A 25,038-nucleotide genomic window follows, 5' to 3' on the forward strand; every position below is an offset into this window, starting at 1 on the left:
TCGAACTGAGGTGCAAGGGGGCTCGCGGTGGAGGACAGGATCGGGCCCGCGCTGCGGCAGGCGCGGGAAGAACGCAAGCTGAGCCTGCGCAAGGTGGCGACCGCCGCCGGGATCTCGGCGAGCCTGCTGTCGCAGGTGGAGACGGGACGGTCGCAGCCTTCGGTGAGCACGCTGTACGCGCTGGTCAGCCACCTCGGCATCTCGCTCGACGAACTGCTCGGCATCGGCGCGGGCACGCCCGCCGCCCAGGAACGGCCGGTCGCGCCGGTGTCTTCCGGGGTCGTCCAACGTGCCGCGGACAACCCCGTCCTCGAGATGGCGAACGGCGTCCGATGGGAGCGGCTCGCCGTCGGCGGCCAGACCGACGTCGACGCCCTACTGGTCACCTATGAGCCCGGCGCGGCCAGTTCGGTCGACCGGAAACTGATGCGGCACAGCGGAACCGAGTACGCCTACCTGCTTTCGGGCGAGTTGACCCTGCTGCTCGACTTCGACCGGCATCTGCTCGCACCGGGCGACTCACTGTGTTTCGACTCGACCCGTCCGCACATGTACCTCAATCACGGCAACGAACCCGCGCGCGGCGTGTGGTTCGTATCCGGCAGGCGCGACCTCGACCACACCCGCGAGTGGGTGGAATCCCAGGTCGGAGGGCTCTCCGGCGAGAATTCGGCGCGGCCGTCGAACGCCGTCGAGGCTCTGGCGCTGCTGGGTGTGCCGTCCGTGAAGGGCGACCGCGACTGAAGACTTCTCGTCCGCTGCTACTTGACGCCTGCGCTCAAGTGTTCAATATTAGTGAACACTTGAGCAAGGCAAGGGCGACGGAGAGGAGATGCCGTGCTGATCGGATTCGCCGGCCTCGGCCGGATGGGGCTGCCGATGGCCCTCCGGCTCGTACGGGCGGGGCATACGGTCCTGGCCCATGACCCGGGTCTCGGCCGGGTTCCGGAGGGCGTCACGGCGGTCGGCTCGGCGGCCGGGCTCACCGAAGCGGAGCTGTCCATCAGCATGCTGCCGGACGGCGCGGCGACGCGGGATCTGGTGCTGACCGGGCTGGCCGGTGCCGGACGGAACCACCTGCACGTGGTCATGGGCACCGTCGGACCCGCGCTCGTGAAGGAGTTGGCCCGGACCGGGCCGGTGGACGTCATCGACGCGCCGGTGTCCGGGAGCGTGTCGATGGCCGAGGCGGCGACGATCTCCACCATGGTCGGCGGTACCGCGGAGCAGTTCGAACGGGTCCGCCCGATCCTCGCGGCGATGACGTCGGCACAGTTCCACACCGGTCCCGCCGGTTCCGGGTCCGCGGCGAAACTGGCGGTCAACGCCGTGCTCGCCACCCTCAGTCAAGGCGTCGCCGAGGGCTTGCTCATCGCCGAGGCGGGCGAGCTGGACCTCAAGGTCTTCTATGACGTTCTGCGCACGAGTGCGGCGGGCGCGCCCTACGTGGGCTACAAGGAGGCGGCGTTCCTGGCCCCGGCGTCCGCCGGTGTCGCGGCCCCGATCTCGTTGATCCGCAAGGATCTCGGCCTCGCTCTCGAACTCGCCGCCGGACTCGACCTGCCGGGGGCGGAAGCCGCCTACGCCGTGCTGGACGAGGCGACGGCGACAGGGCACGGCGAAGAAGACATGGCCCAGGTGCTCGCGGCGCTGCGGCTGCGCAACCGGCCGGTGACGAAGGAGGAAGCACGCTCATGACCAGCGGCGACGTCGAATCGACCATCCGCGCCCTCGAGGACGCCCGGTACGAGGCGGTGATCGCCGGCGATTTCGCCGCCTTCGCCGCGCACGCCCATCCCGAACTCGCGTACACCCATTCGAACGCGGTCACCGACACCCTTGAGTCCTATTTGGACAAGCTGCGTTCGGGTTTCTACGTCTACCACCGCATCGACCATCCCGTCGACCGGATCACGGTGGCCGGGGACACCGCGGCCGTGGTGGGACAGATGCACGCCGACATCACCGCGGGCGGGACGCGCAAGACCCTCGCGAACCGGTCCCTCGCCGTGTGGGTGCGCGAGGACGAGCGCTGGTTGCTGCTGGCGTATCAGCCCACCGTCCTGCCGGAGCCCGCGCGATGAACGCCTTCGTCTACGACGCGTTGCCCGCACGGGTGGTGTTCGGTCCCGGTGTCGCGCGGACCGGGCTGCTGAACGAGGTCGACGCGTTCGGCGCCGGGCGGATCCTGCTCGTCGCGGCGGATTCGGAGGCGGACCTGGCGCGTGAACTGTGCGCCCCGTTCGCGGACCGGATCGCGACGACGTTCTCGGGAGTCCGTCCGCACGTTCCGGTCGAGGTCGCCGAACGCGCCCGCGCGGCGGCGGCCGGAGCGGATCTCGTGCTGTGCGTGGGCGGCGGATCGACGACCGGGACGGCCAAGGCCGTCGCGCTCACCACCGGGCTGCCGATCGTCGCCGTGCCCACCACGTATGCCGGATCCGAGGTCACCCCGGTGTGGGGGCTGACGGAGGAGGGCCGCAAACGCACCGGCACCGACTCGCGGGTACTGCCGCGGACGGTCGTCTACGATCCCGAACTCACCTTGACGCTGCCCGTGGACCTGTCCGTCGCGAGTGGACTGAACGCGATGGCGCACTGTGTCGAAGCGTTCTGGGCGCCCCGGCGGAATCCGGTGTCGAGCGCCGTGGCCGAAGACGGGATCCGGCATCTCTCCGCCGGACTGCCCGTGGCCGCCGCCGACGCCGGCGACCTCGACGCGCGTACCGAGTTGCTGCTCGGCGCGTATCTCGCCGGCTCGGCCTTCGCGGTGGCGGGATCGGGGCTGCACCACAAGATCTGCCATGTCCTGGGCGGCGCCTTCGACCTCCCGCACGCTCAGACCCACGCGATCGTGCTCCCGTACGTCCTGGCCTTCAACGCGTCCGCCGCACCCCGAGCGGCTTCCCGGATCGCTTCCGCGCTCGGCCTGGCCGACCCTGTCGAGGGATTGCGGCGACTCGGCGAAAAGCTCGGCGTGCCTGCCGGTTTGCGGGAACTCGGCCTGCGGGAGGACTATGCCGACGTCGTGCTCGAAGACATCCTCGCGCTCGCTCCCGCCGACAACCCGCGTCCGGTCACCGCCGACGGCCTGGGTGCCCTGCTGCGTGCCGCCTGGGCCGGAACCGATCCCGCGAAGGAGATCCCATGAGCCCCGCTTCGGACCACGAACAGGCCGTGACCGACGAGGTGCTGGCCAGTTTCGACGGGACCACCGATCCACGGCTGCGGCAGGTCATGCGGAGCCTCGTCCGCCACCTGCACGCCTTCGCCAGGGATGTCCGCCTGAGCGAACAGGAATGGGAGGCGGCCATCGGGTTCCTCACCCGCGCCGGGCAGATCACCGACGACCGCCGCCAGGAGTTCATCCTGCTCTCCGACGTCCTCGGCCTGTCCATGCTGACCGTCGCCATCAACGAGCCGAAGGTGCCCGGGGCGACCGAAGCGACGGTGTTCGGCCCGTTCTTCGTCGACGACTCGCCGGAGATCCCGCTCGGCGGCGACATCGCGCGCGGCGCCGCCGGGACACCGTGCCATGTGTCGGGGCAGGTCCGCGACACCGACGGCACCCCGATCCCGGGTGCGCGTGTGGACGTCTGGGAAGCAGACGAGGACGGTTTCTACGACGTCCAGTACACCGATGACCGCACGGCGGGGCGGGGCTGGCTGCGTACCGGGCCGGACGGTGAATACCGGTTCTGGTCGGTCCTGCCGGCGCCCTACCCGATCCCGCACGACGGCCCCGTCGGCGATCTGCTGAAGGCGGCGGGCCGGGGGCCGATGCGGCCCGCGCATCTGCACTTCAAGGTCACCGCGCCGGGGCATCGGACGTTGATCACCCATATCTTCCTCGACGGTGACCCCTACCTGGACGACGATGCCGTGTTCGGCGTCAAGGAAGGTCTTGTCGTGAAGAGCGGGAAGCACCACGGCGGCACCGCTCCAGACGGCTCCCGGCCCGCAGGTGAATGGGCGAGCCTGACCTTCGATCTCGTGCTCGTCGCCGAGCCGGCCTGACCCCGTTTTCCCCGCCCGGCGGCCCCCATCACGGTGGCCGTCCGGTTCCCCCTGCCCGGAAACCTCACTGTGGAGGCGCAAGATGCGAAGTACCCGATGGATCGTGTTGGGCGGGTGTTTCCTCGCGTATCTGTTCGACGCGCTGGAAATCGTCCTGCTGTCGTTGTCGCTCCCGGCGATCCGGCACGACATGGGCCTGTCCGCGACGCAAGCGGGTCTCCTCGCGACCGCGACGTTGCTGGGCATCGGGGTCAGCAGTGTCGCGGGCGGCTACATGGCGGACAACTTCGGCCGGAAGAAGGCGCTGATCGCGTCACTGGTCATCTTCGGGGTGTTCACCGCGGCGTTGGCGGTCGTGCCGAACTTCGCCGTGTTCCTGATCCTGCGGTTCCTCGCCGGGATCGGGCTCGGCGCGGTGTGGAGCGTCGTGTCGGCGTACGTGGTCGAGACCTGGCCTTCGCGGCACCGGGGTCGCGCCGCCGCGTTCGTGATCAGTGCCTTCCCCGCCGGAGGCGCGCTCGCCGCGGTGGTGTCCGGACAGTTCCTGCCCGACTGGCGGTTGATGTTCCTCGTCGCCGGTACCGCGGTGGCCGTGCCCGTACTCGTCGTGCTGGTGTTCTTCCGCGAGTCGGCCGACTGGGTCGCGCACAAGGTGCAGCGGACCGAGCACGCGGTCACGGTACGAGACGTGCTGAGCGGATCGCTGCGCCGGACCACCTTGCTGGGCACGCTCATGGCCGCGCTGGCGCTCACCGGTTATTGGGGTGCGACGACCTGGCTGCCGACCTATCTCACCGCCGAACGCGGTCTCCCCGCGGGCGACGTCGCCCTGTTCGTGACGATCTTGAACCTGGGAATGTTCCTGGGATACAACGGTTTCGGCATGCTCGCCGACCGGGTCGGCCGCCGGCGGACGATCATCCTGACCCTGTTCGGCGTCGCGCTCACGCTACCCGTCTACGCCTTCACCACACATCAGACGAGTCTGCTGTGGCTCGGCCCGCTGTTCGGCGCGTTCACCGCCTTCTTCGGCATTTTCGGTTCTTATCTCGGCGAGCTGTTCCCCACGCGAGCCCGCGCGACCGGCGCGGGATTCTGCTTCAACGTCGGCCGCGGTATCTCCGCCTTCGCACCCTTCGGTCTGGCAGGGCTCGCTGGAGTCGTCGGCTTCAGCGGAGGACTCCTGGTGTGCGCCGGTTTCTTCGCGCTGGCCGCGCTGGCGACGTTGCTGCTGCCGCGAACCGGCGCCCACGAACCCGTCGCCGACCGGCTCGAAGTCGAGGCCGGTACATGAGCGAGACCATGAAAGCCGCCGTTTACCACGGAAACCGCGACCTCCGGATCGAACGGGTCCCGGTTCCGGAACCCCGCGCGGACGAGGTGCTCGTCGCCGTCCGGCGCAGCGGGATCTGCGGCACCGACGCGACCGAGTGGGCGGCCGGGCCGGTGATGGTGCCGCTGCACCGGCGGCATCCGGCCAGCGGTCACCTCGGGCCGATGATCCCCGGCCACGAGTTCGTCGGCGAGGTCGTCGACGGCCGTGCCGGGTTGCCCGCGGGCACGCTCGTCGCGGCGGGTGCCGGAGTCTGGTGTGGACAGTGCGACCGCTGCGCGCTGGGCCGTACCAACATCTGCCGCGCCTACTACACCCTCGGCCTGAACGCGCCGGGCGGCCTTGCCGAGTACGTCGCGGCACCCGCCAAGACGTTGAGGCCGATTCCCGACTGGCTCCCACTCGACGCGGCGGGAATGGCGCAACCGCTGGCGGTCGGCCTGCACGCCGCCCGCCGCGCGGGAGTCCGCGACGGCGACTCCGTCGTGATCATCGGCGCCGGTGCGATCGGCACCTTCGTCCTGGCCGGTCTCGGTCATCTGAGGCAAGCGGAGGTCACCGTGATCGACCTCCCAGGGGCCAAACTCGAACGCGCCCTGAAGCTGGGTGCCCATCGCACGCTCTCCGCGCGCGAGGACGTCGTCGACGCGGTCTTGGAGAGCACCGCGGGCCGGGGCGCCGACGTGGTGATCGAGGCGAGTGGCGCACCCGGGCAGTTCGAGACCGCGCTGAGGATGGTGGCCACCGGCGGACGCGTGCTGGCCGTCGGCCTGCCCAAGGAAAAACCCGCCGTGGATCTGTTCGCGCTCACCCTGCGCGAAGTCACCGTCGACTCGACCGTGGCCCACGTCTGCGACGAGGACCTGGGTCCGGCATTGGAGATCCTGGCCGAAGGCACGCTCGCGCCACTGATGCTCCACTCCGTGATCGGGCTGGACGATCTGGTCGGCCGAGGCCTCGAACCGCTCGCCGGTGGACAGGTCGACGGCAAGATCCTGGTCGCGTTCGGAGGACCCCGGTGACCTCGGCGGAGATCCCCGGCCTCACATTTCGCGCGGCCGCGTCGTCGGTAGGGCAGAAACATCCACTACCGCAAGGAGAACGCGATGAACGCGCGGCTCGACTACTTCGCCAACCCGGTCGGCGGAAAGTTCATGAGGCCCCTGATCTCGGCAGGAAAGGGGCTGGCCGACTCGCCGCTGTCGCTCACGATCCAGGAGCTGGTCCGGATGCGCGCGAGCCAGATCAACGGCTGCGCGGTGTGCCTGGACCTCCACACCAAGGAAGCCGCCGCCGCAGGCGAAACGGACGTGCGGATCAACCTGGTCGCCGTCTGGCGCGAGGCGACGGTTTTCAGCGAGGCCGAACGTGCCGCGCTGGAGGTGACCGAGCAGGCCTGCCGCATGGCCGACGGCGGCGGGGTCAGCGATGAGGCGTGGGCGAACGCCGCCAAGCATTTCGACGAGGACCAGCTCGCCGCGCTGGTGGGAGTGATCTCGCTGATCAACGCCTTCAACCGGGTGAACGCCATCGTCCAGAACCCCGGCGGCGACTACCGGGTGGGGCAGTTCGCATGACCATCACCGAGACGGCACGCAATCGGGCGGCGTTCAGCCGCTTCCACGAGGCGACCAACACCGGCGACTTCGCCGTCATCGAGAAGACGATCGACGAGGTCGTCGCGCCGGACGTGGTGTTCCACGCGCCGGTACCGATGGAGACGACCGGAGCTCAGGCACTGAAACAAGTGTGGACGGTGCTGCTTCGCGCCTTCCCCGACCTGCGGGTGAAGGCCGAGGACGTACTCGCCGACGGGGACAGGATCGTCTGCCGGAACACCGTCACCGGCACCCATCAGGGCGAGTACCGGGGACTGCCCGCCACCGGGAAGACCGTTTCCTACAACGAGATCTTCATCCTCCGCTTCGCCGGAGGGCGGGTCGCCGAGATCTGGGGTGTGGTGGACGTCCTCACCCAGCTACGGCAACTCGGCGCCCTCGCGGCGTAGCGGTCAGGCTCCGGCCCAGGGCCGGAGCTTCTCCGGATTCCGCATCCCCCAGATGTGCTGGATGCGGTCCCCGGCGACGTGGAACGCGAAGACGGCGACGGTCTGTCCTGCCTGCTGGAGCACGAGGCCGGGCAGGCCGTTGACGTCCCGCTCCACCAGATCGAGACCGGACGTCCACCGCGCCAACGTCATGAGATAGGAAGCGACCTCCTCGCTCCCTTCGAACGGATGTAGTGCCGCCCTGACGACCCCGCCGCCATCGCTGGCCGCCTTCACTCCGGGATCGAGGAGACCGATGAGCGCTTGGATGTCCTGGGCCTCCCAAGCCTTCTTGAATTCCTTGACGAGATCGGCCTGCCGGGCGACCGGGGCAGGCGCGACCTGCGTCGCGCGAATACGACGTCGCGCGGAGGACGCCAGCTGGCGGCAGGCGGCCGGGCTGCGGCCGACGATCTCCGCGACCTCGGCGAACGCGTAACGGAACACGTCGTGCAAGACGAACGCGACCCGCTCGGCCGGGGTCAGCGATTCGAGCACGACGAGGAACGCCATGTTGATCGACTCGTCGAGGGTGATCCGGTCGGCCGGGTCGACGGCGGGCGGCCGTCCGGTCGTCCACTCGACATGTCCCGGCAGCGGCTCGGGAAGCCACTCGCCGACATAGCGTTCCCTTCGCGCGCGTGCCGACCCGAGGAGGTCCAGGCAGATCCGGCTGGCGACCGTCGTCAGCCAGGCTCCCGGGGACTCGATCGCATCCCGCTGCGCGGGGGACAAGGCGTACCAACGGGTGTAGGTCTCCTGCACCACGTCCTCGGCCTCGGAAAGGGATCCGATCAGGCGGTACGCGAGCCCGATCAGCTGACGCCGCTCACTCACGATCGCCTTGAGTCCCGGATCGAGCGTCGGTTCGTTCATGGGTTTCGCCCCCTCGTCGCGTGTGGTGTCCCGGGTACGACGAGACACCGCCGCCGGATGTGAGGTCACCTCCGGCGGCGGCGGGCTAGGCCGTCACCGCGCGGGGGAAGTCCTTGCGCTTGATCTTGGCCCGGCGGCCGTCGGGATGGTGGAACACGACGCCCTCGGCCACGTGCCCGGGCGAAAACCGGCTTTCCAGCGTGTCGAGGAATTCCCGCAGTTCGTGGTAGCTGCGCGGCACTTCGGGCAACGCCGGTGCCTGGAGATCGAACGGGACGCACCGGTGCTCTTCCAGCCCGAGGGGATTGCCCTGGATACGAGGGCCGAGCGCCTCGCTCGGATGCTCTCCGTCCGGCCAGCCGGACACGTCGGTGTTCCCGGCCGCCGCGAGGATCCACTTGTCGTCGGCGGATTCGCTGTCGGTGTCCACGTACCAGCCGTCCACGATGCCCTGCTGCTTCTGCGCCTTGCTCGGGTTGCGGCGCCGCTCGACCCGGACCAGCTGTCCCGAGCGCACGGTCAGCCGGACGTTGGTGCCGTCGAGTTTCTCGGTTCCCACTCCGGCGCCGTCGAATACCCAGGCGCATTCGGCGCGAGGCTTGTCGATGACGTGGAAGCGCTCGTCGCGCTCGAAAAGCGTGGGGATCTTTTCCATGACTGTCTTGCCTTTCACGACGTGCCCGATGAGTTCCTCAGGAGTGATGACGCCGGCGGTCAGCCCGCCGGCGAGCGCCCGTATCAGCTCCGCCACGGAAACGTCGGCTTCGACGGCCACGTGCTTCAGTGCCTTCTTTTCTTCAGGGGAGACCCACGCGACCAGCCGTGACCACCCTTCAGGAGGCGTCCATCGGGCCAGTGCCGCCGGGTCCTTGCGTGGCCTGCCCCGTCCTCGTGCCTGCTCCACGGCTGAACCGTAGCCAGCCGTGGAGTCTTGTGTCAATTGGCATAACAGAAAATAATCGCCAGGTCAGAGCTCTCTTCCGCCGGATTCAGTGCGCCCCGGCTTCCTCGAGGATCCGGGCGACGGTCGTCTGGCCCTTGGTCCGGGCGTGGGTGAGGGGGGTGACGCCCTGCTTGTCGGCGAGGTTCACATCGGCACCCGCGGCGACGAGTGCCCGGACCACCTCCTGATGGCGCGGCCCGCCGTCGCCGAGGATGACCGCTTCCAGCAGCGCGGTCCAGCCGAGGTCGTTCACGTGGTCGACGTCGATCCCGCTGCCCGCCACCAGTCGCACGTACTCGGCGTGCCCTCGTTCGGAGGCGGGGATCAGCGAGACCCCGCCGTACCGGTTGGTGATGGTCAGATCCGGCTTGGCTCCGAGCAGCAGCTTCGCCATCGGGACGCTGCCGGTGACCCCCGTGACCAGCCACGGTGTGTCGTGCCGCCCGTCGAGCGCGTTCGGGTCTGCGCCCGCCTTGACGAGGATTTCGGCGACCTCGAGCCGGTTCTCGGTGACGGCGACGAGCAACGGGGTCCGGCCGCGATCGTCACGGGTCTCCAGGTCGGCACCGTCGTCGACGGCCTGCCGGACCCGGTTCGCGTCGGCTTCGAAGAGTTGGCTCACAGGGACTCCTTGACGGGGCGGCTGGGACGACGCGGGTGGCGTGGTGGTGCTCGGTGCCGCCGGGGGTGGTGCGCTCGGTGCCTGCGGGGAGCAGGCACCGAGCACCAGGGCGGCGAGCAGAGCCACGATCGCCCGCTCACCGATCATCAGCGAAGTTCCCCGATGGCGCGCAGGCCCGCCGCGGCGAACTTCTCGTCCAGGTCGCCGCTGGGCGCGCCGCCCACACCGATCCCGGCGATCGGGCCGCCGTTCGCGGCGACCGGCACACCGCCGCCGAGGAAGAGCGTGCCCGGGATGTCGCGGATGGTCGGACCGTCGCCCTGGGCGTTCTTGGCCAGCGCGGAGGTCGGCTGTCCGAAGGAGACCGCGGTGAAGGCCTTCCGCTTGGCGGACTCCTCCGTCTGCGGCCCGGCGCCATCGCCCTTGAGCAGGACGCGGACGTCGCCCGACCGGTCGATCACGGCGACGGTGACCCGCTGACCCTCCTTCTCGGCGGCGTCCAGCGCGGCCTGCGCGGCGCGGGTGGCGGCGTCGACGCCGAGCACGCTGGTCTGCACGACGGCCTGCGCGGCGGCGGGCGGCTGCGGTTTGCGGTCCTGCTGTGCCTGCGCCGCGCCCACGCCGGTGGCCAGCGCGACGGTCGCGAGGCCGGCCGTCATGCCCAGGACGAGACGAGTGCGGGGGAGCTTGGCGTTCATCGGATTTCCTTTGCGGTGAGGGGGTGTTTCGTTCTCCCTCGACTTTCCCGCCTGGCGGGCCGGGGCGAATCGGGAGAGCGGATATCGATCGGGCGCCGAGCGGTCGGTGCGGGCATCAACCGAACGATTGATGCGGAGCACCCCGCCTCCCCGCATACGATCATCGGCGAGGAAGGGAGGGCCGGAATGAAACCGCATCTGGGCGAGACCACAGGGCTGAACGCCGCGATGCACGCCGGGTTCTTCCTGCTGCTCGCCGCGTCCGTGGCACGGTTCGTCGCGGGGCACGGATTGAGCGGTGCCACCCCGTTGATCCTCGTGCTCACCGGCGCGCTCGCGCTGGTCTACGTGGCGGGCGTGCTGAGCTGGGAGGCGCTCGACCGGTGGCGTCCGGTGTGGCTGACGGCGGTGATCGCGGTCTGGCTGGCACTGGTGGTGGCCGCGCCGAGTTTCGCCTGGTGCGCCGTGCCGTTGTTCTTCGTCTGCCTGCAGATGCTGCGCCCGCGGATGATGATCGCGGTGGTCGTGCTCCTGACCGTCGCGACCATCCTCGCCCAGCTGAGGATCGCGGACGGGTTCGATCCGAGTATCGTGCTCGCGCCCATCGCGGTCGCGCTGATGGCCACGATGACGTTCCTGCAACTCGACCGGGACCGGCACGAACTGGGTCAGACCGTCGGAGAGCTCCTGCGCACCAGGATCGACCTCGCCGAGAGCCAGCGCGTGGCCGGGATGGTGGAGGAACGGGAACGGCTGGCGCGAGAGATCCATGACGTCCTCGCGCAGGGGCTTTCGAGTCTGCGGATGCTCCTGCAGGCGGCGCAGCGGTCGTGGGACACGGATCCGGAACTGGCCAAAGCCCACGTGTCCCGCGCCGTCGACGCGGCGGGGGACAACCTCGACGAAGCCCGCCGGTTCGTCAAAGGCCTCGGGTCGCCGCGGCTGGAGAGCACCGACCTCGGCCAGACCCTGAGCGCGCTCGCCGAGCAGGTCACGTTCGCCGCCACTCATCCGGTGCGCTTCGAGACCAGTGGGGATCCGTATCCCCTGGAACCCGAAGTGGAGTCCTGTCTGCTCCGGGTCGCGCAGAGCGCGCTGGCGAACGTCAGCGAGCACGCCAGGGCGACGAAGGCCGCCGTCACGCTGACCTATCTGGCCGACAAGGTCGTCCTCGACATTCGTGACGACGGCGTCGGTTTCACCCCGGCTTCGACTCGCGCGAGCGGCTTGCGGGGGAACGGGTTGCGGATGATCGGTGAGCGGGTCGCCGAACTCGGTGGTGAGATGGTCGTCGAGAGCGCGCCGGGAGAGGGCACCGCGCTCGCCGTCGCCGTGCCCACCAGGGAGGTTCGATGACCGTCCGGGTGCTGATCGTCGACGACCATCCGGTCGTGCGGGCCGGTATCGCCGCGTTGCTGGCCGGTGAGCCCGGCTTCGAGGTGATCGGCGAGTGCGCGAGCGCCGAAGAGGCCGTGCGCTTCGCGACCGCCCAGAAGCCGGACGTCGTGCTGATGGACCTGCAGCTCGGCGACGGTCCGGACGGCGTGAGCGCCACCGAACGCCTGACCGCCCTGCCGGATCCGCCGAAGGTGCTGGTGCTCACCACCTACGACGCCGAGCTGGACATCACCAGGGCGGTGGCCGCCGGCGCCACCGGTTACCTGCTCAAGGCGGGACCGCCCGAGGACCTTTTCAAGGGCATCCACGCGGCCGCGCGTGGAGAGACCGCGTTGGCGCCGCAGGTCGCGGCCCGGCTGTTCGGGCACATGCGGGCTCCGGCGCCCGCGCTGAGCCCTCGTGAGACCGAGATCGTGCAATTGGTGGCGGAAGGGTTGATCAACCGGCAGATCGCCGCGCGCCTGTTCATCTCCGAAGCCACGGTGAAAACACACCTCGTCCACATCTACGACAAACTCGGTGTCGACAGCCGTGCCGGTGCGGTCGCCGTCGCCACGGAACGGAGGATCATCCGCAACTGAAGGCGTCGCCTGCAGGGCTTACCCAGAGGCTCAGCGGCGCGGTTCGATCGTCATGTCGCCACGGGTCAGCGCGAGGATCGAGTCCCTGGCGAGGATGTCGTGCGGGAAGCCGAGTTCGATCGCGGAGGCCTCGCCGAGGCGGGCCAGGTGCGAGTCGGTGAACTCGACCTCCAGCGCGCCGAGGTTGTCCTCCAGCTGCTCGGAGGTGCGGGCGCCGATGATCGGTGCCGTCACGCCCGGGTTCCGCAGGGTCCAGGCCAGACCGACCTGGGCGGGGGTGTGGCCGAGTTCCGCGGCGACCTCCTTCACGACGTCCACGATGGCGAAGTTGCGCTCGGCGAGTGTGCCCAAGGCGAGATTGAAGTCCTTGCGGGTGCCGTCTTCGGACGGCGTCGCGGACAGATCGGCTCGGCTGTACTTCCCGGTGAGCACCCCGCCGGCCAGCGGCGACCACGGGACCACGCCCAGTCCCATCTCGCGGGCCATGGGGATCAGATCACGTTCCCCGGTGCGCTCGATGAGGTTGTACTCGATCTGCAGCGCGATCAGTGGCGACCAGCCGCGCAGGTCGGCGATCGTCTGCATTCGAGACACCTCCCAGGCCGGGGTGTTGGAGATCCCGACGTACAGGACCTTGCCCTGCCGGACCAGATCGTCCATCCCGCGCAGGATCTCCTCGACCGGCGTCGTGAAATCCCACAGGTGCAGGTAAAGCAGATCGAGGTAGTCCGTGTCCAGCTGCCGCAGGCTGGCTTCCACCGACGCGAACAGGCTCTTGCGCTGGCCGCCCCCGGAATTCGGGTCGCCGGGGCGGCGCAGGGTCGTGTACTTCGTCGCCAGGACGAGGCTTTCGCGGCGGTCGCGGGCGAATTCGCCCAGCAGCCGCTCGGAGCTGCCGTTCGTGTAGGTGTTGGCGGTGTCGATGAAGTTGCCGCCGTGTTCGACGTAGCGGTCGAACAGCTTGCGTGCCTCGTCCTGCTCGGCGCCCCAGCCCCAGTCCGTGCCGAAGGTGGCCGCGCCCAGCGCCAGCGGGGAAACCCGCAGCCCGGACCGGCCCAGCAGCCGATAGGTGTCGAGGGTGAGCGACATCGGGTCCTCCTGTGCTCGTGTTCCGTTGTCGAAGACGAGTCTGCGACCGCCGCGAGCGGGGGATAAGGGAGAACACTTCCTGGGAACAGGGGTCCTACCCTGCCTGTTGGACCGGACATGACGACCTCCACCGTGGACACGACACAGGAGCTGGCCGCGTTCCTGCGGACCCGGCGTGAACGCCTGGACCCGGAGGAATTCGGCCTGCCGTCGCGCCGTCGGTCCCGGCGGACCCCGGGGCTGCGCCGCGAAGAGGTCGCCGAACTGGCGGCGGTCAGCGTCGACTACATCGTGCGGCTGGAACAGGCCCGTGGGCTGCGGCCGTCGGCCGACGTCGTGGAGGCGCTGGCCAAGGCGCTGCGCTTGGCTCCCGACGAACGCGCCTACCTCTTCGACCTCGCCCGGCAGCGTCCCCGCAACGCCGGCAAGCCCGCCACCACCGCGGCACCGTCGCTGGCCCGGCTGGTCGGGGATCTTTCGCCGCTGCCCGCCATGCTGATGAACCACCGCTACGACATCCTGGTCTGGAACGACGAGATGGCGAGGCTGCTGGTGGACTTCGGCACCCTGCCGCCGTCGCAGCGGAACGCGATGTGGTTGTGCCTCAAGCACCCCGAGATCCGCGAGTTCTACGCGGATCGTGAACGTGTCGTGCGGGAGGGCATCGCCCATCTGCGCGCCGCGTGGGCCGCGCATCCGGACGACCAGGCGCTGACCGAGCTGATCACCGAATTCACCGCCGACGAGGAATTCGCGCGGTTGTGGGCGGAACGCGACGTCAAGGTCAACGGCCGCGGGCGCAAGGTGATGCGGCATCCCGAGGCCGGTGTGGTCGAACTGGACTACGAAGTACTCACCCCGCTCGAGGACCAGGACCAGCGCTTGGTGATCTACCGCGCCACGACCGAGGAAAGCCGCTCGGCGCTGGGCCGGTTGTTCGCCCTTCCCCGGCGGTAGGCAATTCGCGTACCGCGCTGATTTCCGGTGCCGGCGGTACGAAAAACCCATGACCTGGTGCGTACACGGAAAGTGTATGGGCCGATCGCGTGATGCCCATATGACGTCGGTTCGACGCATAGGTGACGGCTGATTTCGGTGGTACGGTCCATCGCGGTCGAGAAACCTCCAACGAGTGATCATTGCCTCGTGTCATTCAGTGATGGGCCTTCGGAAAAAGAGAGTATGAGTCGTGGATTTCGACGCACTGATCGCCGAATTGCGGACCTTGCGGGACAATGTCGCCGGGGTGACCGACACGGTGATAGCCGCTGTCGACGGAATACCGATCGTCGCCGACGCGGCGAAGAACATCGACCCCGCGGAGGTTTCCGCGCTCGCCGCCGCGAATCTCGGGATCGCCCGCCAGGCGGCCGAAGTGACGGGCAAGGGCACGCTGCGGCAGACCGTCGTGTTCAGCAGTGACGGCTACATGACCGTTTACGCCATCGACCGGATGGCGCTCATGGTCATCATGGGAGACCGGCAGCTGAATGTCGGTCGCCTTCTTTTCGAATGCCGCCCGGTCATCGATCGGATCAGCTCGATACTGGCCGCTTAGTCGTCAAACCAGGAAAGTGAGTCCGATGAACATCGAAAACGCGCTCAAGGAATGCATGTCGATCGCCGGGGCGGTCGGTGTCGCGCTGGTCGATTACGACAGCGGGATGTCGCTCGGCACCAGCGGGGGAGGTGATTGGCTCAATCTGGAGGTCGCGGCGGCGGGCAACACCGATGTCGTCAGGTCGAAGATGAGGGTCATGTCCGCGCTGTCGCTCAACGACAGCATCGAGGACATCCTCATCACGTTGCACCGCCAATATCATCTGATCCGGCTGCTGGATTCCGTGAACGCCAGGAGCTCCCTCTTCCTGTACCTGGTACTGGACCGGGACCAGGCGAATCTCGCGCTGGCCCGGCACTATCTCAAGCGCGTCGAGACGGAGTTGCAGGTCTGAAGACGAACGGGGGAAGCCGGCGATGACCGGAGTCGCGTCCAGTCACCACGCACTCGTCGCCGGCTCGGCGCTCATCGGCGTTCTCGGCTCGTTGTTCCCGGCGGGGTTGAAGCTCACCGGCGATCGGCTCGAGTTCGTGTTCGTCCTGCCGGACGGCCGTGAGGCCCTGGACGCCGAACCGTCGGACCATCCGTTCGTCGCGGTGAAAGAACGGATCCGGCAGGGTGGCGGGATACCACCACCGCGGTTCTTCCTCGACACCGACGGCAGGTGGACCCGGCTGCACGTGGAGCTCGCCGGAACCGCGGTCCGGGCGGTGATCGTGCTGCCGGACGAGCTGACGGCGGGGGCGATCAACGCGCCGTTCCTCGGCCACTGGCAGAACCACGTACCCGGCGCCGTGCGGCTCGCGGTGGACGAGTTCGCCCGGATCCTCGCGCGGTGCCGTCATCGGGCCGGGGGACCGGAGCCGCTGATCGATCTGGAACTGGTGTACGTGCCCATCCGGGACTTCGAGGCCGTGTTCGCTCGCGCTCACGAGCCAGTCCGGCCGTTCATCGCGCCGGTCCGTCCGGCGTTCAAGATGCGCTGGCACGCGGTGACACCCGCGCAGCGCAAGGCCTTCGCCGCCGACCTGATCGACGTCACGAGCACGGGCCGGTGGCTTCGCCGCAGGCCGACCGCGACGATCATGGGAGTCGAGGTGGAGCTCCCGCCGAGGCACTGGCGCTAGGCCGCTCGCGTGTCCGTGAAGGCCTCCTTACCTACTCCATCCATGCCCCCGCCGCCGCCCTCAACGGACGCGCTGCGCGCGCAAACTGGATTCGAGGTAGGCAAGGAGGCCTTCACGGCTTGCGTCAGGCGGTGACGAGCGAAAGACCGTAGTTCTGCAGGATCTCGTTCACCGGCTGGAACCAGGTCTCACCCCCGGAACCGCAGTTGCCCCAGCCGCCGGAGGTGACGCCCTGCGCCTGGTCGCCGGTGATGAAGGAACCGCCGGAGTCGCCGGGTTCGGCGCAGACGTTCGTGCGGGTCATCTGGTGGACGGCGCCCTGCGAGTAGTTGACCGTCTCGTTGTGCCCCAGCACGGTGCCGCAGTGCCAGTGTGTCGTCGAACCGGACCGGCACACCGAAGTGCCGACAGGCGCGACCCACGAGCCGCGGACGAGCGCGTCGCTCACGGTGCCCCAGCCGAGGACGACCGGCGCGGTCCACCAGCCGTTGCCGATCCGGATGAACGCGTAATCGTTGCCGGGAAAGGAAGAACCGGCGAAGCTGCCCATCGCCGAGCCGTCCCAGCCGACGACCGGGCTGCCGGTGCCGCCGCAGTGACCGGCGCTGACGAATCCGCCGTGGACGCTGAACCCGATCGAACAGCGGGTGTTCCCGTTGATGTAGTACGGGTCGCCGCCGACGGTACCGGCCGCGAACGGTTCGGCCTTGGGTGCGGTGACCACCGTGACCGGGCCCGATTTCCTCGCCCTGGCCAGGAAGTCGTCGACATCGGCGCCTTGCGCGCCCGGCCGCAGCGCGACCACGACGCTGCCGCTGCGCGGGTCGGCGCGCCAGCCGCTGACGGCGGCGGGGGCCGGCCGGGTCTTGGCCGACATGTCGATTTCGGCCTTGGCCGCGTCGAGCCGGGCCGCGCTGATCGCGACCGCGGTGGGTTCGGCACCTGCCTCCCGGACCGCGGCCGCCGCCGCGGGATCGGTCACCCCGACGACGAGTGCGCCGCGCGCCGGATCGAACCAGGCGCCGCCGAACGCCGCGCCGGCGGCCCGCTGCGCGGCGGGCAGCACCCGCGAGGCGGTCATTTCCTGGGTGAGCCGGGTCGATGCCTGGGTGGCGGTGAGCCCCAGATCACGCTGCATCGCGGCGAGCAATCCGGGGGAAGCCTGCGCGACCGGGGCGAGGGCGGCGGAAGTGAGACTCGCGGTCAGGACGGCGGCGCCGCCGAGTGCCAGGGCGATTCTTCGACGCATGGTTACTCCTCCAAGGCCGGGGGAAAGAAACACACTGCCCGCCGAGTGTGGGGCCGTGACCGGCGAAAGAGCGAGGAATGTCCGGTCTTCTGTCCGGAATTCCCAAGAGCGAACGTCGCCGTTGAACGTCTACTTAGGACGGTCGGCCGACGGGCCCTCCGCGCGCTCTCGCGGCGGTTCCAGTACGTTGCGGGACATGACCGCGTCGCCGGAGGATGTGCCGGAACAGGTGCTGCGCACCTCGATCGTCGAGCGGCTGTTCGCTCGTGAGGCCGACCCGCGGCCGCTGTTCACGCACCAGGACCACAGTGCCGGTGTGGACAGCACGGTCACCTGGACGGAGTTCGTCTCCCGGGTGCGAGTGGTCGCGGGCGCGCTGCGCCTGGTCACACGGCCGGGTGATCGCGTCGCCGTGCTCACCGGCCAGGACCTGAATTACCCCTTGGCCTTCTTCGGCGCCCTCGCCGCCGGTCTGGTGGCCGTGCCGTTGATGGCGCCGGGCAGCGCTTCCCAGCGAGGCAGGCTCACCGGGGTGCTGGCGGACTGCGGCGCAAGGGTTTGGCTGACGTCTTCGGCAGCCGTCGCGAAAGTGCGCGAAGCCGGCGAGCCGGATCACCTGATCGTGGTGGACGAACTCTCCGGACCGGGGATCGATCCGGTCCCCGTCGCGCCGGAAAGTCCCGCATATCTGCAGTACACCTCCGGATCGACCCGCGAGCCCGCCGGTGCCGTGATCCCGCACCGGGCGGTGGCCGCCGCCTGCTGGCAGGCGAGCCGGGCGTACGCCGTCGACGAGGGCACGACCTGTGCCGGATGGATCCCGTTCTTCCACGACATGGGCCTGATCCAGCTGTTGTGCCTGCCGGTCCACGCGGGAGCGCGATCGGTGTTCATGTCGCCAGCCGAATTCGTGCATCGCCCCGTGCGCTGGCTGCGGCAGCTCGCCGATCACCCGGCTGTGTTCACCGCCGCGCCGAACTTCGCGTTCGACCTGGCCGTCGAAGCCGCCGAAGAAGCAGGGGAAGACCTCGATCTCTCCGGCGTCCGGGTCGCGCTCAACGGCGCCGAACCGGTTCAGCCGCGGACGGTCGCTCGGTTCCTGGAGGCCTTCGGTCCGCGCGGATTCCGCGCCGAAGCGCACCGTCCGTCTTACGGTCTGGCCGAGGCCACTGTGTACGTCGCGAGCGCGGGCGCCGAAGGGCCGCGGAGCGCGAAGTTCGACAGAGAAGCCCTGGCGCAGGGCCAAGCGATCGAGATTCCGGACGGCCAGGAACTCGTCTCGGTCGGGCGTCCGCTCGGTCAGCGGGTCCGGATCGTCGGCGACGGCGTGGCGCGACCCGACGGCCTCGTGGGGGAGATCTGGATCCGCGGACCGAACGTCGCGTCGGGATACTGGGGCCGTGGTGACGCCGCCGCGTTCGGAGGCGAACTCGACGGCGTCGGCGGTTGGTTGCGCACCGGTGACCTCGGCGTGTTCCACCGCGGGGAGCTCTACATCACCGGCAGGCTCAAGGATCTCATCGTCATCGACGGCCGCAACTTCCACCCGCAAGACATCGAAGCCGTCGCGGGGGAGGCGCATCCGGCGATACGCCGAGACCGCGTCGCCGCATTCGCTGTCTCGGACGAAAGGGGCGAAGGGGCGATGTTGGTAGCCGAATGGGCAAAGAACGCCGACGCGGATGTCAAAGAAGTGACGAGAGTGGTATTACGCGCCGTTTCACGGGAACATGATCTGACGCTGCGATCTGTCCGTCTGGTTCCCTCCGGTGACCTTCCGCGCACTTCCAGTGGCAAGGTCGCGCGAGCCGCGGCGAGGGCGCGTTATAGTCGGCCCCGTGGGTGATCACCGCGCGGAGGTCGTGAAGGTCGTCAGTGAGACTTTTCGGCTTGATCCCGCCGAAATCGAGTCCGACGCGCCGCTCGAAGAGCTGGGTATCGACTCCAAGGGACGGATAAAACTCCTGTCGGCGCTGGAGATCTACCACGACGTGAGGATCGATCTGGACCAGCTCGACCGGTTCACCGACATCGGGTCGGTGGCCGAAGTGCTCGAAGAGGCACTCGGCGGTAAAGCCGACGGATCCGACGAAAGGCGCTGAAAAGAATGAGCGGGGGCTTCACCGCGGCGACCGATGCGCTTTCATCGGCGTCGAAGAACATCGGAAAGCTGACGGAGCAGTTGCTCGAAGACAACCCGGATCTGTCGAGCACTCCGGTGAACGCGGCCGGTTTCGGCCAGGCGCACGGCGACCACGCGAAGAAGTACACCGACGGGGTGGCGGCGTTGTGGGCGTCGGTCCAGGGGTACAGCACCACACTCGGCTCGTTCGGCACGAACCTCGGCACCGCGGGCACCGCGTACGGCACCAACGAGGACGAACAGAAGAACAAGATCACCAAGACGGGGATGCGCTAGTGGCCACCGAAACCACCTGGACCGACGTCAAGGCCGTCCTCGACGACCCGGCCGTTCCCGCCGAGCAGAAGACCAAGCTCATCGGCTCGTGGATGCGGACGCATCCGGCGCCCCCGCCGTGGACGGCGGACCAGGAGCCGGAGGAGATCAAGCAGAAGCGCAAGGAAGCCGAGAAGTACGCGGCGTCCTACAACGCCCTTCCGTTCCTGCCCTACGACGACGACCTCGACAAGGTCTACAACAGCGCGAAGGGCGCGGGCGATCAGGCCAGCTTCAACCGGAAGGCGGAGTCGAAGGCCGTCGACGAGGGCAACAAGAAACTCGACGCCACCAAGGAACCCACCGCCGAAGGTGCGGGGACCAAGACGTCGGACGAGATTTTCGACGCCGCCGCCCCCGCCCTCAAGGTCTTCGAAACCTTCGGCTCCCTGCTGGGGAAGCTCCCGGAAGACTGCCGGGGCACCACCCGCGCGCTCGACTTCGAGAAGGACATCAAGAAGCCGTTCGACGAGCAGCGCGGCATCGACTTCAAGAACTTCGTCGACGACGCCGCCCATTTCAAGACCGGCTCGAAGACCGTCCAGAAGACCATCGACGACACCGGTTCCCAGCTGAACACCCTCTACGGGACGTGGACCGGCGATGCGGCGGACGCCTCCTCGGACAACTACAACGAGAAGATCCTCCCCAAGGCCAAGAAGCTCGCCCAGACGCTGGACAACGCGAGCGAGGCGACGCTGCACACCAGCGCGGCGGTGTTCAAGCTGTGCAAGGGAAAGGCTGACACGGTCATCGATCTCTACAAGGAGATCGTCGGCAAAGCGGACTTCCCGATGGCGCAGAAGGTCGTCGCCATCGCCGCCGGTGAGAAGAGCGGCAAGGAGGACCTCGGCGCGATCGCGGGCTGGATGGACGTCAACTTCGGCTCCAACCTGGTCCAGCAGTTGAACAACGACGGCTGCTGCGACGACGACGAGTTCAAGAAGGCGGGCCAGAATCTCGCCAAGCAGTGGATCCAGCGGCAGTTCATCCCCGAGATGTGGACCATCATCTACGAGGGTTTCGCCAAGACCTGCAAGGACACCAAGGAGTTCGTCGACCAGGCCTACGACGAACTCGACAAGGTGATGGGCAAGGTCAAGAACGAGTTCGAAGGCGCGGGTGACAAGGGCGGCGCCGGCGGCGCGGGCGGACCCGGTGGCACGGGCGGCGGACCCGGTGGCCAGGGCCCGGACTTCACCGGTGGCCAGGGTGGCACCGGTGGCGGGCCCGGCGGTTCGGGAACCGGCGGCACCGGTGGCGGACCTGGCGGTGGCCCCGGCGGTTCGGGTCAAGGCCCGGACTTCACCGGCGGCACCGGTGGTGGGCCGGGCGGCGGCCCTGAGGGTGGCACCGGCGGCGGTCCCGGCGGCGGTCCCGGCGGTGGCCCCGGATCGGGTGGTTCCGGCCCCGGCGGTGGCACCGGCCCGGCGGCGCAGAAGCCCCCGCCGATCCCGGACGTGAACATCCCCGAAGGCGGAGGATCGCCTGGCGGTGGACCGGGTGGCGGCACCGGTGGTGGACCGGACGAGAAGAAGGATCAGACGTCGCCATCGGGCTCGGCACCGCCGCCGTCGAACGGCGACGAGCAGAAGGCCGCCGCCGAAGAGGCGAAGAAGCAGGCAGCGGCGGCCGCCGAAAACGCGAAGAAGCAGGCTTCCGAGGCGCTGGGCAAACTCGGTGACGGCCCGACCGGTGGCGACCTCGGCGGCTCCGGCTCCGGTCCGGGCGGCGGAGGTACCGGCGGTGGTCCTGGCGGCAGTGGCAACACGGACGCCGCGGCCGACGCCAAGGCAGCGGCCGAGAAGGCCACTGAAGACGCGAAGAAGCAGGCCTCCGAAGCGCTGAACAAGCTGGGTGACGCCCCTGGCGGCATGGGCGACGGCGATTCCAAGGACGGCGACTCGAAGGACGCCGAGAAGTCCGCGGACGAGGCGAAGAAGAAGGCTTCGGAAGCCCTGGACAAGCTCGGCGAGGAGCTGCCCGGTGAAGGCGGCGACAAGCTGGCCGGGGACAAACCCGGTGAGGACGGCGACAAGGCCGAGGACGGCGAACGCGAGACTCTCAAGGTCAAGCAGGGCGACAAGACCTTCGAGATGACCGAGCCGGACAAAGACGGCGAGATGGAGATCAAGATCGGGGACGGTTCCGGGCCCGCCAAGGACTTCAAGCTCGACTGGACCGGCGACGGCGACGACTCCAAGCTGGGCTCCGCTCCCGGCTCGGACGACGGGAAGCCGGACAAGGACGGCGTCCACCGTCCGGGGCCGGACGGCAAGATCCACATCCAGGACGGCGATGTGAAGATCACCGCCGAGCGTCCCGACGGCCCGTCCGGGCCGACGATCGTCACCGTCGACGACGGCACCGGCAAGCCGACCACGTACACCCTCGGCGAGGACAAACCCGCCACGGACAAGGCATCGCATCCGGCGTCTCCCGTCACCGGGACGGTGCAGCCCGACTCCAAGCCGGCGTTCACCCCGCGTGAGGGTGGCGGCGGGACGGTCCCCGATGGGATCCGCGGCGGCGACGTCGGCGGTTCCGGTGGCGGCGGTGGTGGTTTCGGCGGAGGTGGTGCTTCGGCGCCGTCAGTGCCGTCCATGCCCTTCGAGTCCGCCAGCCCCGCGGCCGGTCAGCCACTGACCGAGGGCGTGCACACCGGTGGCGGGGCACAGCACCCGCAGCATGTGGCCGCGGGGGCCCCGTCCGCTCCGATGAGCGGCACGGCGGGCCAGTCGTTCGGTGGCGGCGCGATGCCCCCGATGGGTGGCATGGGTGCCGGCGGAGCGGGTGGCCAGGGCGGCGGAGACCAGGAACGGACCAACCGCGCGTACCGGATCGAGGGCGAGGTGTTCGACCAGATCAACGAACCCACCGGCCGGATCACCGGGTCGTTGCTGGACGATGAGGATCAGTCGGTCACCCGCAAGCGGTGAGCCGGGGCAGGGGAGAACAGATGAGCGCCGAGGACACCGCCGCCATGAGGGCGACCCTGGACGGTCTCGTCCGCGAGCAGTCGGAGCGCCGGGCACTGCGGGATCAGCGGGCCGACGAGATCAAGGCCAGCTCGCAGGAGTTCATGACCAAACAGGTCCAGACCGCCCAGCGGTACGTCGAGCACCGGCGGGAATTGGGGCAGCGCAAGACGAAATCCGGTTGGAGCACCGACCGGTCGCACGCGCAGCCGGGGAACACGTCGGCGTTCGAAGACGACTCCGTGGACATGGCGGCTCCGTTCAGCTCGGAGCCGCCGCCTCCCGCCCCCACCGGACGGGACACGCCCCGGCGTGCTCCTCGTGCCCGCCCGGCACCGGCCGACGACGAGGACGACGCCTTCCTCAACAACCGTTGGCGCGACTGATCTCGCGCCGTCAGACGACGAGGCCGACCACCAGCACGATCGGGACACCGAGCGTCGTCGAGTACACGCGAGCGGTGCTGGACAGAGTGGGCTGAACGCGTCCGGGTTTGCCCTTGCCGCCGCAGGGTATTCGCCCTGGGTGATGCAGGGCTGACCGGTACAGGGCGGGATGGTTCATGGTCGACGTGAAGATGACGGTAGACACTTCTCCCGAGCGCGTGTTCGAGGTGCTCGCCGACGGGTGGACCTACGCGGCCTGGGTGGTGGGCGCCTCCCATATCCGCGACGTGGACAAGGGCTGGCCGGCGCGGGGAACGCGGATCCATCACTGCGTCGGGTCCTGGCCTGTCCTGCTCGACGACGTCACCAAGGTCCACGTCGTCGACCCGCCTCGGCTGCTCGAACTCGAGGCGCGGGCCTGGCCGTTCGGCACCGCCCGGATCCGGTTGGAACTGCGGGAAACCGAGCCGGGGACCACGGAGATCCTGATGTCCGAGCAGGCGACCCGCGGGCCGGGCCGGGTGATGCCGGAGGCGGCGCAGGCGCTCTTCTTGGTGCCTCGGAACCGGGAATCCTTACGGCGTCTCGCGGATCTGGCGAAGGGGCGCGCCGCGGTTTAGCCGGCGGACTGGTCCTGATGGCTCGGCCGCCCGAACCGGATCCGGTCCCGCGGCGGGTCGAGGGGGCGGCTGTCGCCGCGCCGCCCGGCGCGGATGGCGGCGAGGAGTTCGGTGATCGTGGTCGCCGGGTCGTGCCGCGGCCGCCAGCCGAGTTCCTCCCGCGCGCGTCGAGTGTCCACAAGGGACGCCCGGTCGGCCAGGTGCAACCAGGACGGGTGCAGAGGTTGCAGCCCCAGCCGCCAGCTCGGCCAGGCCAGCGAGGTCAACAGCTTCAGCGGTACCGGAATCCTGAGCCCGCCTGCCAGCTTGGCCAGGTCCCGGCTTTTCAGCACCGGCTCACCGGCGAGGTTGAACGCCCCGGTCGCGCGGCGGTCGAGGATCGCCCGGATCGCTTGAGCCACATCGTCGGAGTGCACCACCTGCATCCGCAGCCCCGGCCACAAGGGCACCGGCAGCCAGTCGCCGCCGAGCGGCAACGGCGGCGCCAGCGGGCTGAGCAGCCAGCCGGAGAACTCGGCCGCCGCGTCCGGCTGCACGACGCCGCACGGGCGGATCCGTGCCACCCCGATGTCCGGGTAACGACGGCAGAACTCGTCCAGCTGCGTCTCGAAAGCCGCTTTTCCCGCGCTGTAGGCACTTTCGGCGAGCCCGCCACAGGGCCAGTCCTCGTCGACCTCGCGCCAGCGGTCGGCGGGGGTGTAGGCGGCGACCGAGGACGCGCACACGATGTGCTTCACGCCCGCGTCGGCGGCCGCGCGCAGGACGTTCGCGCTGCCCGCGACGTTGGTGCGGCGCATCGCCGGATCGTCCGCGCGCGGGTGGATCGCCCAGGCGAGATGCACCACCGCGTCGGCGCCGCGGAAGAGCCCGGTCAGTTCCTCCCAAGCGTCGTTCGCGCCGACGTCCTGAAGGACCCAGCGGGCCGACGAATAGGGTGCGGCGGTCGTGTCGGGACGGTGGCGTGCCACCCCGATCACTTCGTGGCCTTCCAGAGCCCGGAGCAAGGCGGTCCCGATGTTCCCACTGGCGCCGGTGACGACGATCTTCATCCGTGG

At 69.2% G+C, this 25,038-nt stretch carries 29 protein-coding genes; 21 read left to right on the forward strand and 8 right to left on the reverse strand.

The annotated features are described in order from the left end of the window. Window positions 1–27: 27 nt before the first annotated feature. The 9 genes from ED92_RS33175 to ED92_RS33215 all read left to right on the forward strand — a co-directional run bounded on the left by ED92_RS33175 (window position 28) and on the right by ED92_RS33215 (window position 7,358). The gene (locus tag ED92_RS33175) at window positions 28–744 is read left to right on the forward strand and encodes a helix-turn-helix domain-containing protein (RefSeq protein ID WP_063777637.1); all 717 of its coding nucleotides are present in this window, start codon (window positions 28–30) and stop codon (window positions 742–744) included. A 93-nt stretch (window positions 745–837) separates the two neighbouring features. Then, window positions 838–1,698 carry an NAD(P)-dependent oxidoreductase gene (locus ED92_RS33180; protein WP_037345191.1) on the forward strand — a complete coding sequence of 287 codons (861 nt, stop codon included), beginning with the start codon at window positions 838–840 and terminating at the stop codon, window positions 1,696–1,698. Further along, window positions 1,695–2,084, forward strand: coding sequence for a nuclear transport factor 2 family protein (locus tag ED92_RS33185; protein ID WP_037345193.1), 390 nt, complete (start codon window positions 1,695–1,697; stop codon window positions 2,082–2,084). The genes ED92_RS33180 and ED92_RS33185 overlap by 4 nt, the downstream gene beginning before the upstream one ends. Continuing rightward, complete coding sequence (locus ED92_RS33190; protein ID WP_037345195.1) at window positions 2,081–3,151, forward strand: maleylacetate reductase; 1,071 nt, start codon at window positions 2,081–2,083, stop codon at window positions 3,149–3,151. The genes ED92_RS33185 and ED92_RS33190 overlap by 4 nt, the downstream gene beginning before the upstream one ends. Next, window positions 3,148–4,017 (forward strand): intradiol ring-cleavage dioxygenase, encoded by an 870-nt coding sequence (locus tag ED92_RS33195; protein ID WP_037345196.1) that lies wholly within the window; start codon window positions 3,148–3,150, stop codon window positions 4,015–4,017. The genes ED92_RS33190 and ED92_RS33195 overlap by 4 nt, the downstream gene beginning before the upstream one ends. A gap of 82 nt (window positions 4,018–4,099) precedes the next feature. Beyond that, window positions 4,100–5,311, forward strand: a complete 1,212-nt coding sequence (locus ED92_RS33200) for an MFS transporter (RefSeq protein ID WP_037345198.1) — start codon at window positions 4,100–4,102, stop codon at window positions 5,309–5,311. Next, window positions 5,308–6,372 carry a zinc-binding dehydrogenase gene (locus ED92_RS33205; protein ID WP_052121025.1) on the forward strand — a complete coding sequence of 355 codons (1,065 nt, stop codon included), beginning with the start codon at window positions 5,308–5,310 and terminating at the stop codon, window positions 6,370–6,372. The genes ED92_RS33200 and ED92_RS33205 overlap by 4 nt, the downstream gene beginning before the upstream one ends. 84 nt (window positions 6,373–6,456) lie before the next feature. Then, window positions 6,457–6,927, forward strand: a complete 471-nt coding sequence (locus tag ED92_RS33210; RefSeq protein WP_037345200.1) for a carboxymuconolactone decarboxylase family protein — start codon at window positions 6,457–6,459, stop codon at window positions 6,925–6,927. Continuing rightward, complete coding sequence (locus tag ED92_RS33215; protein ID WP_037345201.1) at window positions 6,924–7,358, forward strand: ester cyclase; 435 nt, start codon at window positions 6,924–6,926, stop codon at window positions 7,356–7,358. Before ED92_RS33210 ends, ED92_RS33215 begins: the two co-directional genes overlap by 4 nt. A 3-nt stretch (window positions 7,359–7,361) precedes the next feature. On the opposite strand, the gene sigJ is transcribed toward ED92_RS33215, so the two are convergent. The 4 genes from sigJ to ED92_RS33235 all read right to left on the reverse strand — a co-directional run bounded on the left by sigJ (window position 7,362) and on the right by ED92_RS33235 (window position 10,536). After that, on the reverse strand, window positions 7,362–8,273 hold the full coding sequence (gene sigJ / locus ED92_RS33220; protein ID WP_037345202.1) for an RNA polymerase sigma factor SigJ: 912 nt from the start codon (window positions 8,271–8,273) through the stop codon (window positions 7,362–7,364). A gap of 85 nt (window positions 8,274–8,358) precedes the next feature. Next, the gene (locus tag ED92_RS33225; protein WP_235213423.1) at window positions 8,359–9,177 is read right to left on the reverse strand and encodes an RNA ligase family protein; all 819 of its coding nucleotides are present in this window, start codon (window positions 9,175–9,177) and stop codon (window positions 8,359–8,361) included. Window positions 9,178–9,262: 85 nt separating this feature from the next. Then, on the reverse strand, window positions 9,263–9,838 hold the full coding sequence (locus ED92_RS33230) for an ankyrin repeat domain-containing protein (protein WP_037345204.1): 576 nt from the start codon (window positions 9,836–9,838) through the stop codon (window positions 9,263–9,265). 146 nt (window positions 9,839–9,984) lie between these two features. Beyond that, complete coding sequence (locus tag ED92_RS33235) at window positions 9,985–10,536, reverse strand: heme-binding protein (protein ID WP_037345206.1); 552 nt, start codon at window positions 10,534–10,536, stop codon at window positions 9,985–9,987. A gap of 186 nt (window positions 10,537–10,722) precedes the next feature. Here ED92_RS33235 and ED92_RS33240 point away from each other — a divergent pair, with 186 nt between their 5' ends. Together ED92_RS33240 and ED92_RS33245 are read left to right on the forward strand one after the other, a co-directional pair. Beyond that, on the forward strand, window positions 10,723–11,892 hold the full coding sequence (locus tag ED92_RS33240) for a sensor histidine kinase (protein WP_037345208.1): 1,170 nt from the start codon (window positions 10,723–10,725) through the stop codon (window positions 11,890–11,892). Continuing rightward, on the forward strand, window positions 11,889–12,515 hold the full coding sequence (locus tag ED92_RS33245) for a response regulator transcription factor (protein ID WP_037345210.1): 627 nt from the start codon (window positions 11,889–11,891) through the stop codon (window positions 12,513–12,515). The genes ED92_RS33240 and ED92_RS33245 overlap by 4 nt, the downstream gene beginning before the upstream one ends. Before the next feature lie 30 nt (window positions 12,516–12,545). On the opposite strand, the gene ED92_RS33250 is transcribed toward ED92_RS33245, so the two are convergent. Further along, window positions 12,546–13,604 (reverse strand): aldo/keto reductase, encoded by a 1,059-nt coding sequence (locus tag ED92_RS33250; protein WP_037345212.1) that lies wholly within the window; start codon window positions 13,602–13,604, stop codon window positions 12,546–12,548. Between the two features lie 117 nt (window positions 13,605–13,721). Between ED92_RS33250 and ED92_RS33255 the strand changes: the two genes are divergently transcribed. The 4 genes from ED92_RS33255 (at window position 13,722) to ED92_RS33270 (ending at window position 16,292) form a co-directional block, all read left to right on the forward strand. Then, entirely contained in the window at window positions 13,722–14,561 is an 840-nt protein-coding gene (locus ED92_RS33255) for a helix-turn-helix transcriptional regulator (protein WP_037345214.1), read from the forward strand. Between the two features lie 232 nt (window positions 14,562–14,793). Further along, window positions 14,794–15,162, forward strand: coding sequence for a roadblock/LC7 domain-containing protein (locus ED92_RS33260; protein WP_037345216.1), 369 nt, complete (start codon window positions 14,794–14,796; stop codon window positions 15,160–15,162). A 25-nt stretch (window positions 15,163–15,187) separates the two neighbouring features. Beyond that, entirely contained in the window at window positions 15,188–15,559 is a 372-nt protein-coding gene (locus ED92_RS33265; protein ID WP_037345225.1) for a hypothetical protein, read from the forward strand. Between the two features lie 22 nt (window positions 15,560–15,581). Beyond that, window positions 15,582–16,292 (forward strand): hypothetical protein, encoded by a 711-nt coding sequence (locus tag ED92_RS33270; protein ID WP_037345226.1) that lies wholly within the window; start codon window positions 15,582–15,584, stop codon window positions 16,290–16,292. Window positions 16,293–16,416: 124 nt separating this feature from the next. On the opposite strand, the gene ED92_RS33275 is transcribed toward ED92_RS33270, so the two are convergent. Further along, window positions 16,417–17,541 (reverse strand): S1 family peptidase, encoded by a 1,125-nt coding sequence (locus tag ED92_RS33275; protein ID WP_037345227.1) that lies wholly within the window; start codon window positions 17,539–17,541, stop codon window positions 16,417–16,419. Window positions 17,542–17,737: 196 nt separating this feature from the next. On the opposite strand from ED92_RS33275, the gene ED92_RS33280 reads away from it, so the two are divergent. Genes ED92_RS33280 through ED92_RS33300 form a run of 5 tightly spaced genes read left to right on the forward strand, consistent with a single transcriptional unit; the run spans window position 17,738 to window position 23,363 of the window. Next, entirely contained in the window at window positions 17,738–19,387 is a 1,650-nt protein-coding gene (locus ED92_RS33280) for a fatty acyl-AMP ligase (RefSeq protein WP_037345228.1), read from the forward strand. Then, window positions 19,380–19,643: an acyl carrier protein gene (locus ED92_RS33285; RefSeq protein WP_037345229.1), complete on the forward strand. Its 264-nt coding sequence runs from the start codon at window positions 19,380–19,382 to the stop codon at window positions 19,641–19,643. Before ED92_RS33280 ends, ED92_RS33285 begins: the two co-directional genes overlap by 8 nt. A gap of 5 nt (window positions 19,644–19,648) precedes the next feature. After that, window positions 19,649–19,960: a hypothetical protein gene (locus ED92_RS33290; protein ID WP_016333370.1), complete on the forward strand. Its 312-nt coding sequence runs from the start codon at window positions 19,649–19,651 to the stop codon at window positions 19,958–19,960. Beyond that, window positions 19,960–22,938 carry a WXG100 family type VII secretion target gene (locus tag ED92_RS33295; protein ID WP_037345230.1) on the forward strand — a complete coding sequence of 993 codons (2,979 nt, stop codon included), beginning with the start codon at window positions 19,960–19,962 and terminating at the stop codon, window positions 22,936–22,938. The genes ED92_RS33290 and ED92_RS33295 overlap by 1 nt, the downstream gene beginning before the upstream one ends. Window positions 22,939–22,958: 20 nt before the next feature. Further along, window positions 22,959–23,363 carry a hypothetical protein gene (locus ED92_RS33300; protein ID WP_037345232.1) on the forward strand — a complete coding sequence of 135 codons (405 nt, stop codon included), beginning with the start codon at window positions 22,959–22,961 and terminating at the stop codon, window positions 23,361–23,363. Window positions 23,364–23,373: 10 nt separating this feature from the next. Here ED92_RS33300 and ED92_RS42825 read toward each other — a convergent pair whose 3' ends face one another. Beyond that, window positions 23,374–23,541, reverse strand: coding sequence for a hypothetical protein (locus ED92_RS42825; protein ID WP_161791130.1), 168 nt, complete (start codon window positions 23,539–23,541; stop codon window positions 23,374–23,376). Between ED92_RS42825 and ED92_RS33305 the strand changes: the two genes are divergently transcribed. Continuing rightward, complete coding sequence (locus ED92_RS33305; RefSeq protein ID WP_037345234.1) at window positions 23,540–23,983, forward strand: SRPBCC family protein; 444 nt, start codon at window positions 23,540–23,542, stop codon at window positions 23,981–23,983. The two genes, ED92_RS42825 and ED92_RS33305, sit on opposite strands and share 2 nt — an antisense overlap. Here ED92_RS33305 and ED92_RS33310 read toward each other — a convergent pair. Further along, a complete protein-coding gene (locus ED92_RS33310) occupies window positions 23,980–25,032 on the reverse strand; it encodes an NAD-dependent epimerase/dehydratase family protein (RefSeq protein ID WP_037345235.1) in 1,053 nt (350 codons plus the stop codon). The two genes, ED92_RS33305 and ED92_RS33310, sit on opposite strands and share 4 nt — an antisense overlap. Window positions 25,033–25,038 lie beyond the last annotated feature (6 nt).

This window comes from Amycolatopsis sp. MJM2582 (assembly GCF_000754115.1).
In the GTDB taxonomy this organism is placed as follows: Bacteria; Actinomycetota; Actinomycetes; order Mycobacteriales; family Pseudonocardiaceae; genus Amycolatopsis; species Amycolatopsis japonica.

Coding starts and splice junctions, on each gene's coding strand:
- ED92_RS33185 (WP_037345193.1), top strand. CDS start 1,695: ATGACCAGCGGCGACGTCGAATCGACCATCCGCGCCCTCGAGGACGCC.
- ED92_RS33190 (WP_037345195.1), top strand. CDS start 2,081: ATGAACGCCTTCGTCTACGACGCGTTGCCCGCACGGGTGGTGTTCGGT.
- ED92_RS33195 (WP_037345196.1), top strand. CDS start 3,148: ATGAGCCCCGCTTCGGACCACGAACAGGCCGTGACCGACGAGGTGCTG.
- ED92_RS33200 (WP_037345198.1), top strand. CDS start 4,100: ATGCGAAGTACCCGATGGATCGTGTTGGGCGGGTGTTTCCTCGCGTAT.
- ED92_RS33205 (WP_052121025.1), top strand. CDS start 5,308: ATGAGCGAGACCATGAAAGCCGCCGTTTACCACGGAAACCGCGACCTC.
- ED92_RS33210 (WP_037345200.1), top strand. CDS start 6,457: ATGAACGCGCGGCTCGACTACTTCGCCAACCCGGTCGGCGGAAAGTTC.
- ED92_RS33215 (WP_037345201.1), top strand. CDS start 6,924: ATGACCATCACCGAGACGGCACGCAATCGGGCGGCGTTCAGCCGCTTC.
- sigJ (WP_037345202.1), bottom strand. CDS start 8,273: ATGAACGAACCGACGCTCGATCCGGGACTCAAGGCGATCGTGAGTGAG.
- ED92_RS33235 (WP_037345206.1), bottom strand. CDS start 10,536: ATGAACGCCAAGCTCCCCCGCACTCGTCTCGTCCTGGGCATGACGGCC.
- ED92_RS33240 (WP_037345208.1), top strand. CDS start 10,723: ATGAAACCGCATCTGGGCGAGACCACAGGGCTGAACGCCGCGATGCAC.
- ED92_RS33245 (WP_037345210.1), top strand. CDS start 11,889: ATGACCGTCCGGGTGCTGATCGTCGACGACCATCCGGTCGTGCGGGCC.
- ED92_RS33250 (WP_037345212.1), bottom strand. CDS start 13,604: ATGTCGCTCACCCTCGACACCTATCGGCTGCTGGGCCGGTCCGGGCTG.
- ED92_RS33255 (WP_037345214.1), top strand. CDS start 13,722: ATGACGACCTCCACCGTGGACACGACACAGGAGCTGGCCGCGTTCCTG.
- ED92_RS33265 (WP_037345225.1), top strand. CDS start 15,188: ATGAACATCGAAAACGCGCTCAAGGAATGCATGTCGATCGCCGGGGCG.
- ED92_RS33270 (WP_037345226.1), top strand. CDS start 15,582: ATGACCGGAGTCGCGTCCAGTCACCACGCACTCGTCGCCGGCTCGGCG.
- ED92_RS33275 (WP_037345227.1), bottom strand. CDS start 17,541: ATGCGTCGAAGAATCGCCCTGGCACTCGGCGGCGCCGCCGTCCTGACC.
- ED92_RS33280 (WP_037345228.1), top strand. CDS start 17,738: ATGACCGCGTCGCCGGAGGATGTGCCGGAACAGGTGCTGCGCACCTCG.
- ED92_RS33290 (WP_016333370.1), top strand. CDS start 19,649: ATGAGCGGGGGCTTCACCGCGGCGACCGATGCGCTTTCATCGGCGTCG.
- ED92_RS33300 (WP_037345232.1), top strand. CDS start 22,959: ATGAGCGCCGAGGACACCGCCGCCATGAGGGCGACCCTGGACGGTCTC.
- ED92_RS33305 (WP_037345234.1), top strand. CDS start 23,540: ATGGTCGACGTGAAGATGACGGTAGACACTTCTCCCGAGCGCGTGTTC.
- ED92_RS42825 (WP_161791130.1), bottom strand. CDS start 23,541: ATGAACCATCCCGCCCTGTACCGGTCAGCCCTGCATCACCCAGGGCGA.
- ED92_RS33310 (WP_037345235.1), bottom strand. CDS start 25,032: ATGAAGATCGTCGTCACCGGCGCCAGTGGGAACATCGGGACCGCCTTG.